Annotated in this window: 9 protein-coding genes and 1 pseudogene; 4 read left to right on the top strand and 6 right to left on the bottom strand. The window is 70.3% G+C overall.

Annotation, left to right across the window (positions count from 1 at the left end; genetic code table 11):
• The first annotated feature begins 470 nt into the window (after window positions 1-470).
• Entirely contained in the window at window positions 471-761 is a 291-nt protein-coding gene (locus I53_RS23625) for a cupin domain-containing protein (RefSeq protein ID WP_043355311.1), read from the top strand.
• Between the two features lie 12 nt (window positions 762-773).
• Here I53_RS23625 and I53_RS23620 read toward each other — a convergent pair whose 3' ends face one another.
• Together I53_RS23620 and bluB are read right to left on the bottom strand one after the other, a co-directional pair.
• Window positions 774-1283, bottom strand: coding sequence for a L,D-transpeptidase (locus I53_RS23620; protein ID WP_043355310.1), 510 nt, complete (start codon window positions 1281-1283; stop codon window positions 774-776).
• A 174-nt stretch (window positions 1284-1457) separates the two neighbouring features.
• Window positions 1458-2096 (bottom strand): 5,6-dimethylbenzimidazole synthase, encoded by a 639-nt coding sequence (gene bluB, locus I53_RS23615; protein ID WP_043355309.1) that lies wholly within the window; start codon window positions 2094-2096, stop codon window positions 1458-1460.
• Between the two features lie 353 nt (window positions 2097-2449).
• Here bluB and I53_RS23610 point away from each other — a divergent pair, with 353 nt between their 5' ends.
• The gene (locus tag I53_RS23610) at window positions 2450-2824 is read left to right on the top strand and encodes a DUF2794 domain-containing protein (RefSeq protein ID WP_043355313.1); all 375 of its coding nucleotides are present in this window, start codon (window positions 2450-2452) and stop codon (window positions 2822-2824) included.
• Between the two features lie 50 nt (window positions 2825-2874).
• Here I53_RS23610 and I53_RS23605 read toward each other — a convergent pair whose 3' ends face one another.
• From I53_RS23605 to I53_RS23595, 3 genes are all read right to left on the bottom strand, one after another.
• Complete coding sequence (locus tag I53_RS23605) at window positions 2875-3777, bottom strand: dihydrodipicolinate synthase family protein (protein WP_043355308.1); 903 nt, start codon at window positions 3775-3777, stop codon at window positions 2875-2877.
• A gap of 95 nt (window positions 3778-3872) precedes the next feature.
• Entirely contained in the window at window positions 3873-4643 is a 771-nt protein-coding gene (locus I53_RS23600) for a Bax inhibitor-1/YccA family protein (RefSeq protein ID WP_043355307.1), read from the bottom strand.
• Between the two features lie 376 nt (window positions 4644-5019).
• Window positions 5020-5607, bottom strand: coding sequence for a PAS domain-containing protein (locus tag I53_RS23595; RefSeq protein ID WP_043355306.1), 588 nt, complete (start codon window positions 5605-5607; stop codon window positions 5020-5022).
• Between the two features lie 159 nt (window positions 5608-5766).
• Between I53_RS23595 and I53_RS23590 the strand changes: the two genes are divergently transcribed.
• Both I53_RS23590 and I53_RS30605 read left to right on the top strand, forming a co-directional pair.
• Window positions 5767-6051 (top strand): hypothetical protein, encoded by a 285-nt coding sequence (locus I53_RS23590; protein WP_043355304.1) that lies wholly within the window; start codon window positions 5767-5769, stop codon window positions 6049-6051.
• A 35-nt stretch (window positions 6052-6086) separates the two neighbouring features.
• Window positions 6087-6566: a hypothetical protein gene (locus I53_RS30605; RefSeq protein WP_051045036.1), complete on the top strand. Its 480-nt coding sequence runs from the start codon at window positions 6087-6089 to the stop codon at window positions 6564-6566.
• Between the two features lie 57 nt (window positions 6567-6623).
• Here I53_RS30605 and I53_RS23580 read toward each other — a convergent pair.
• Window positions 6624-7665, bottom strand: a pseudogene (locus tag I53_RS23580) (ABC transporter permease); the annotation flags it as partial.

Raw genomic sequence — 7665 nt, 5'->3', positions numbered from 1 at the left:
AGGGGCGTCCCGGACGGCGGGGGCGCGTCCGAACCCGCGGGCATACCCGCGTCCCGCTGGTCCGCGGCCTGCTGGCCAGCGACTTGAGCCACGTCTTGGCCAGCCCCGTCGCCGGCCCTCTCGGGTGCCGGCGTGGAGCCTTCCTCTGTCCGTGGGCGTCTCAGGAACGGCATGACTGGTGCAGGGCCACAACAGTGTGGCGGAATTAATACGAATCCGGGCTTCCGGGCGGCGGATCGGCGGCGCGATCCGTCGCATGCGACCGCCGCGACCACAGCCACGACCACAGTCCGGACCGCGGGCCCCGGTCCCGGTGGCCGCCCGCGTCCTCCGGAGCGCGGCGCGCGGCCGGTCCAGCCACGCACGACCTGCGGGGTGTAGGGTGGCGCGCTGGGACCGGCGGTGCCGGGGGAGGCCAGAAGTCGGGTGCGGCGGGTCTCGGCGTCGCCCCGGAGAGCCGGGGGCGCGGCATGCAGGCAGGGCAACGGATCAGGGTCGGTCTGATCGGCCTGGCCCGCGGCGAGCGGCTCGGGATGCGGATGTGGCGGGCGGAGGAGCCGAACGCCGACAAGCCGATGACCAAATCGGCCTACGAGACCGTCGGCTACGTGGTCAGCGGCCGGGCGGAGCTCGTCCTGGAGGGCGAGACCCTCGCCCTCGCTCCGGGCGATTCCTACTGCGTGCCGGCGGGCGCCGCGCACACCTACCGGATCCTGGAGACGTTCACGGCCGTCGAGGCGACCGCCCCGCCGGCCGACTGAGGCCCGCGGGCCTCAGTGGGTCATGTAGACCTGCGTGCCGACATCGACCCGCGCGTAGAGGTCGACCACGTCCTGATTGTACATCCGGATGCAGCCATAGGACGCGTAGGTGCCCACCGAACTCGGCCGGTTGGTGCCGTGGATCGCGTATTCGCCGCCCGCGAGGGTCATGGCCGCCGCACCCATCGGATTGTGCGGCGAGCCGCCCGCGATGAGGTTCGGCAGGCGCGGGTTGTCGCGCTTCACCTCCGCGGGGGGCGACCAGGCGGGGGCGACGTACTTGCCGTCGATCGGCTTCGTGCCGAACCACTGCTTGCCGGGCCGGCCCACCGCCACGGGGTAGCGGATCGCCGTGCCGTCGCCGTTCACGAGATAGAGCTTGCGCTGCGACACGCTGATCACCACCGAGCCCGGCGCGACACCGTTCTGGAACGGCACGACCTCGCGCGCCTGCGCCGTTTGAAGACAACCGGCCAGCATCGCGCCGGCCAAACCGAATACAGCCGCCACCCGACCCGACATCACTACGATCCTCGACAAGCAAGAGTTGACGCGGGCAAGTAATCCGCGGCCGAGCTTACCGTTCCAAGAATAGCTATGGTTGATGTGGGGTCAGCGTGCCGCATCCGTGAGGCACGGTAAAAGAGCAACCACGATCGACGGCGCGGGGGCGCGGCGGGGCCGCTGGGCCGCCCTTCAGCGCTCGTAGAGCGTGCTGCCCCGCTTGTCCTCGGGCTGCCAGCCGTGGCGCTCCAGCTCCGGGTCGAGATGCTCCTCCACCGGGTGTCCGACGCAGAGATAGGCCACGAGCCGCCACGTCTCCGGCACCGCCAGGATCGCCGAGACGGTCTGCGGCTCCAGGATCGAGACCCAGCCGACGCCGAGGCCGCGCGCCCGGGCGGCGAGCCAGAAGCACTGCACCGCCCCCACCACCGAATAGGCCAGGGTCTCCGGCATGCTGGCCCGTCCGAGCCCGAGGCCGGTCTCGGTCGCCGCGTCGCAGAAGACGGCCAGATGGACCGGCGCCTCCCGCAGGCCGGCGAGCTTGAGGCCGCGATACCGGGCGGCGCGGTCCGCATCGTAGCCTGCGGCCGCGGCGGCGTTGCAGCCGGAGAAGTTGTCCGACACCGCGCGGCGCCGCGCCGGATCCGAGACGCGCACGAAGCGCCAGGGCCGGCTGTTGCCGACCGACGGCGCCCGGTGGGCCGCCGTCAGGCAGGTGCGCAGGCACGCCTCGTCCACCGGATCCGTCCGGAACCGGCGCACGTCGCGGCGCCACGCGAACAGCGCGTCGAGGTCGTGCAGGAAGGCGTCGTCGAAGGCGGGCGGGCCCATGATGCCGGTGGCATACCCGCTTCCCGGGCCCAACGGGAAACAGAAAAAAGGCCGCCCGGAGGGGCGGCCTGAAGTCTTGGGTCTCGAAACCTCGGAGTGCCGGATCCTGGGATCCCGAACGGCGGCCGATGGCTGGGGAGCTGGGTGTCGGGCGCCGGCCGGGCAGGACCCGGCGAGGTTCGACGTCTGTTGTCGCGCGGCAACGCGGCCTGCAAAAGGCGCGAATCTGGCCAAACCATGTTTTTTGTCGCTTGGGCGTGTCTCGCAGGTCACGGCGCGGGGCGGCCGCCACCCTTGCGGGCCGCTGCGGCGAAGCCCATCATCCGGCAAAGGAACGATGCACGGGAGTGGTGATGACCGAAAGGACGAGCGCCGGGCCGAGGCCCGACGAGGCGGCGGGGCATGTCATTCCCTTCCCCGCCCGCGCGGCTCCTCCACAGGTCGCCTTCAACCGGGATGAGCTGCGCACGATCTTCAACCTCTATGGCCGGCAGGTGGCCGCGGGCGAATGGCGCGACTACGCCCTCGACTTCCGCCGCGACCGGGCGGTGTTCTCGATCTACCGCCGCGCCTCCGAGATGCCGCTCTACCGGATTGAGAAGGATCCCAAGCTTGCCCGCCGCCAGGGGGCCTACGCGGTCATCGCCGCGAGCGGCCAGATCCTGAAGCGCGGCTCGGAACTCGCCCGGGTCATCGCCGTGCTGGAGCCGGCGCCCAAGGCGGTCTGACAGGCGGTCTGACCGGCGGTCTGACCCCGCACGGCATCCCGCTCCGCCCCTCAGGACAGGGGCATCTGCCGGACGGTCGCGGCGATCTCGGCCACGACCTCCGGCGGTAGGGGACGGATCGGCCGCGGCGGCTCGGCGCGGCACAGGCCCAGGATATCGGCCAAGGCGTAGACCACCCGCAGGCTGGAATGGGTCCGGAACAGCGTCCAGAGCGGCTCCAGTTCCGCGTTCAGGGTGCGCGCCCGGTCCGTGTCGCCGGCCTCCACGGCCCGGACGATCGCGCGGCAGGTCCGGGGGAACAGGCCGCCCGCCACGCTGTACCATGCCGTGCCGCCGGCGATCAGCGCCTCGGTCGCGTTCCAGTCGCCGCTGAAGCCGAGGTGGAAGCCCGCCGGGACGGTTGCCTGCAGGGCGGCGACACCGGCCGCGGCGTCGGCCGGGGCCGGCGCGGCGCATTTGGCGGCCACGATCCCGGGACGGCGGGCGAGCCGGCCGATCAGCGCCGGCGTGAAGCGGAAATGCGTGGTCGCGGGGTTGTCGTAGAGGACGAGGGGTAATCCGCCCGCCTCCGCCACGGCTGCGAAGTGCGCCTCGACCTCGGCCTCGGTCAGCGGCGTGTAGGAGACGGGGGCGAGCAGCCCCGCATCCGCGCCGGCCGCCCGTGCGTCCTGCGCGAGGCGGATGGCCTCGTCGGTGCGCAGGGCGCCGATGCCGACCAGGAGCGGTACCCGGCCGCCCACAGCCTCGCGGGCGATCGCCACCGCCCGGCGGCGCTCGTCGCGGCTCAGATACGCGTAGGTCCCGGTGCTGCCGAGCAGGCCGATCGAATCGACTCCGGCGGCCACGAGGGGCTCCAGCAGGCGTTGCAGGGCTCCGGCATCGACCCGACCGTCGGCGTCGCTCGGGGTGATCGGGAAGGCGGAGAGGCCGGAAAGGCCGGAGAGCGCAGGCATGGCCCGAGCTTAGCGCATCCGGTCGGTGCGGCGAGGCAAAAAGAAACCCCGGCGGTTGCCCGCCGGGGTTTCTGTCAACGGTCGGTTCTTGCGGCTTAGCGGCGGTCGCCGATCAGGCTCAGCAGGAACTGGAACATGTTGATGAAGTCGAGATAGAGGGTCAGGGCGCCGTTCACCGACATCTTGGCCGCCATCTCACCGTCGAAGCCGCCGTAGAGATACATCTCCTTGAGCTTCTGCGTGTCGTAGGCGGTCAGCCCCGCGAAGATCAGCACGCCCAGCACCGAGATGGCGAACTGGAGGGCCGACGAGGCGAAGAAGATGTTCACCAGCGACGCGAGGATGATGCCGATCAGGCCCATCATCAGGAACGAGCCCATGCCCGAGAGGCTACGCTTCGTGGTGTAGCCCCAGAGGCTGAGCGAGCCGAAGGCCGCCGCCGTGATGAAGAACACCTGGACCACGCTGCCACCGGTGAAGACCAGCAGGAGCGAAGACATCGAGGCGCCCATCACCGCCGCGAAGGCGAAGAACATCGTCCGCGCGGAAGAGGCCGACATCCGGTCCATCCGCATGGAGAAGACGAAGATGAACGCCAGCGGGGCGAGCATCAGGACCCACTTCAGCGGGCTGAGATAGAGGGTCTGACCGAACGGGGTCAGGATCGGGCGGGTGCCCTGGTAGGCCGCCACGGAGGCCATGTTCAGGCCGAGCGCGACGAGACCCGAGATGCCAAGCCCGACGACCATGTTATTGTAGACGCCGAGCATGAAGGTGCGCAGGCCCTGGTCGACTTCGACCTGGGTGCCGGCGTAGCCGGTCGGCTGCTGGGCGCCGTACCGGAAGGGGCTATTCTCGAATGCCATGGGAGTTTCCTTGCGGAGGCTCTCTCAGCGTGGTGTTCGGGCGAGGCCCACGCAGGACCTCTGGCGCCAGGCTGGCGCCTCGGTCAGGAATATGTTGCGCCCGCGTCCTGGACACAAGTCCCCGGCCACGGTTGCGGCCCGGGTTTTCCGTGTCCGGAGGATGTATTTTTGTCCATCCGGGCAGGGATTAAAATGCATTTCCTGCTGCAAACCGTGTCTTTCGACTGACGGTTGCCGGGATGCAGGTGTTTCGATAGCCGTGCGAGCAGTCTTAACGGTTTCCTGATGTCACCCGCGGCGGCGCCCGCGCCGGTTTGTCCGGCGCGGGCCGGCCGCCACCCGTCCGCAGGGTTCCGGCGGACCGGACGTCCAGGGCTCAGTGCGCGGCCCTGCGGGCGAAGGCGCGGCCCAGGCTCAGCAGCATCAGCTCGGCGGCGACCTGCACCTCGGCCGGCATATCGTCGGTGAGCGTCTCCTTGAGCGCGATCGCCAGGTCGGCCGCGCGCTCCAGCGGGGCGCCCCCCGAAGGAGGCCTGCCCAGGACGTAGCGATCGCCGCCGTCGCGGATCTCCGTGATGTCCATCAGGATCCCGTGCGAGCGGACCGGCTGGCCGGCCGCGTCCCGATGCGTCCGTCCGCGGCTTAGGAGCCATCGCACGGAGCCGTCCGTCTTGAACACGCGGTACTCGGCCAGCACCAGTCCACCGGACCGGACGGCCCGGAGCATGTGGTCCATCAGCCAGGTCATGTCCTGCGGATGCACCGCGGCCAGTGCCATCGGTCCGCTGATCGGGCGATTGGCGAGGTCGGGGGTGCCGGTCAGCAACATGGCCGCGCCCTCATCGTAGACGACACGGCCGCCGACATGGTCCCATTCCCAGGCACCCACGACGCACGAGGCTTCGAGGGCGGCACGGAGACGCTCCGTATCCTCCCCGTAGCCATCGATGACGGTAATGCCCATGACGGTTGGTCCTCTGGTCGGCCGGAGCCCGAACGTCTTTCTCCGTACCAATATATCACACAAATGACAAAGAGTTCACTTGCGGATAAAGTTGCGGTCGGGCACTCCGCGGTGCTGTGGGTCGATTTGCGCCTTCCTGGAGATGTTCGAGGGTCGGTCATGGATGAGAACGGGCTCGAACGTCTGCGCATGATTGCCGGCGCGAAAGCGGACACTGCGTCGTCCCAAGCCCTCATTCGAATCGCGCAGTCCCTCGATCTTCCGATCGAGGCGTTCTACCAGCCGGATCGGTGCGGCCCTGCCACGCGGCCGGCGATCGATTGGGAGACGGAGCGGCTCCTGGCTCTGGTGAAGGTCCATCTCCGCCAGCTCGATCCGGCGGCGCGCCGACGCTTCGGCGAGGCGGTCCTCGGGATGGTCGGCTCGGAACCGGCCGAGGGCTGACGCCGCCGGCGGCAAAGGCTGGAGACCCCGGAAACATGGCGATGCGGGCGACGGCGAAGCCGGAGGATTGGAAGCGCCTGCCCTTCGCGGCGATGTCCCCGATCCCCTATCGCGCGGCCTTCGACCCCGCGCAATTCGCGGAGCTGGCGAAGGGGCTGCGTCCGGAGGTGATGGAAGACAAGTGGTTCATCTATCTCGACGGACTCGATCTCTGCTTCCACCGGAGCTGGACCGGCCACGGCGTCTACCGGGTCGGATTTGAGCGGCACGGCGAGACATACCGCGTCGTGTCGGCCCTGTGCGCGGAGCCGATGCTCGCGACGCACGGAGCCGAGTATCAGGCGCGGTGTCTCGATTTCCTGGTCGAGAACCTCCTGCTCGGCGGCTCCAAGCCGTTCCCCTGGCCTGCGGACGTCGCGGAGAGTGCGCCCGGGGCGTTCCAGCACGGCTTTTCGGGAAGCGGCTATCGCGAGGTGCCCGTCGTGCGACGGCCCTGGTGGACATTCTGGCGCTGACGGCGGCCCGCCGGGTCTGAGCGCCCGGGCGGTCCTCCCGGGACCGGGAGGCGCTCCTCAGATCTGCCGCAGATACGGCGCCGGCTTCTGCCCCAGGATCCGCCAGGTGCCGGCGAGCCCGAGGAGAATCGCCAGCGCGACGGCGGCCGTCGCCGCCACCAGCGCGCCCGACAGGTCGAGGCGAAAGTCGAGGTGCATGACCTTGGCGACGATCACCCACCCTGCGAGCATCCCGGCCATGAGGCCGAACAGGGCCGTGGTGAGGCCCAGGGCGGCGTATTCGAGGGCGTAGGCGGCGAGTAGCCGCGACCGGCGCGCGCCCAGCACCTTTAGCACGACGGCGTCGTAGAGTCGTGCCCGGTGCCCGGCCGCGATGGCGCCGGCCAGCACGAACAGGCTCGCCAGGACCGCCACGGCGCTCGCCCCGCGGATCGCCAGGACCAGCCGGCCGACGAGGTCGCCGATCGCGTCGAGCGCGTCCTTGACCCGCACGGCGCTCACCGACGGGAAGGTCTTGGCGACGTCGCGCAGGATGTGGTTCTCGGCGGCCGCGTCGGTGCCGCCCGGCAGCGTCAGCGTGGCGAGGTCGGAATGCGGCGCGCCGCGGAAGGTCCCCGGCGAGAACACCATCACGAAGTTGATGCCGAGATTGCGCCACTCCACCCGGCGCAGGTTGAAGATCGTCGCGGTGAGGTCGCGGCCGAGCACGTTCACCGTCACGGTGTCGCCGAGCTTGAGGCCGAGCTGGCGGGCGAGGTCGGCCTCGAAGGAGACCAGCGGCTTGGCGCCCTGCTCGGCGCTCCACCACGCGCCTTCGGTGAGGCTCGAGCCCTCCGGCACCGTGTCGGCGTAGGTGATGCCCCGGTCGCCGTCGAGCACCCAGGCGGCATCCTCCGGGGGCCGGATCTTGCTGGCCGGCACGCCGTTCAGGGCGACGATCCGGCCGCGCATCATCGGCACGTCCTCGATCTTCCCGTTCGGGGCGGCGCGCGCCAGGAACTCGCGGAACTGGGCGGCGTCCCGCGAGGGGATGTCCAGGAAAGAAGAGGTTCGGCGCGCGGGCCGGCAGGGTCGCGCTGATCGTCCGGCGGACATGGCG

The organism is Methylobacterium sp. B1, from assembly GCF_000333255.1.
In the GTDB taxonomy this organism is placed as follows: Bacteria; Pseudomonadota; Alphaproteobacteria; order Rhizobiales; family Beijerinckiaceae; genus Methylobacterium; species Methylobacterium fujisawaense.
The sequence above is the reverse complement of the archived record's forward strand: the minus strand, read 5'-3'. Positions and strand labels throughout refer to the sequence as shown.

Excerpts from the sequence above, each read along its gene's own strand:
- I53_RS23625 (WP_043355311.1), top strand. The coding sequence starts at position 471 with ATGCAGGCAGGGCAACGGATCAGGGTCGGTCTGATCGGCCTGGCCCGC.
- I53_RS23590 (WP_043355304.1), top strand. The coding sequence starts at position 5,767 with ATGGATGAGAACGGGCTCGAACGTCTGCGCATGATTGCCGGCGCGAAA.
- I53_RS23595 (WP_043355306.1), bottom strand. The coding sequence starts at position 5,607 with ATGGGCATTACCGTCATCGATGGCTACGGGGAGGATACGGAGCGTCTC.
- bluB (WP_043355309.1), bottom strand. The coding sequence starts at position 2,096 with ATGGGCCCGCCCGCCTTCGACGACGCCTTCCTGCACGACCTCGACGCG.
- I53_RS23605 (WP_043355308.1), bottom strand. The coding sequence starts at position 3,777 with ATGCCTGCGCTCTCCGGCCTTTCCGGCCTCTCCGCCTTCCCGATCACC.
- I53_RS30605 (WP_051045036.1), top strand. The coding sequence starts at position 6,087 with ATGGCGATGCGGGCGACGGCGAAGCCGGAGGATTGGAAGCGCCTGCCC.
- I53_RS23620 (WP_043355310.1), bottom strand. The coding sequence starts at position 1,283 with ATGTCGGGTCGGGTGGCGGCTGTATTCGGTTTGGCCGGCGCGATGCTG.
- I53_RS23600 (WP_043355307.1), bottom strand. The coding sequence starts at position 4,643 with ATGGCATTCGAGAATAGCCCCTTCCGGTACGGCGCCCAGCAGCCGACC.
- I53_RS23610 (WP_043355313.1), top strand. The coding sequence starts at position 2,450 with ATGACCGAAAGGACGAGCGCCGGGCCGAGGCCCGACGAGGCGGCGGGG.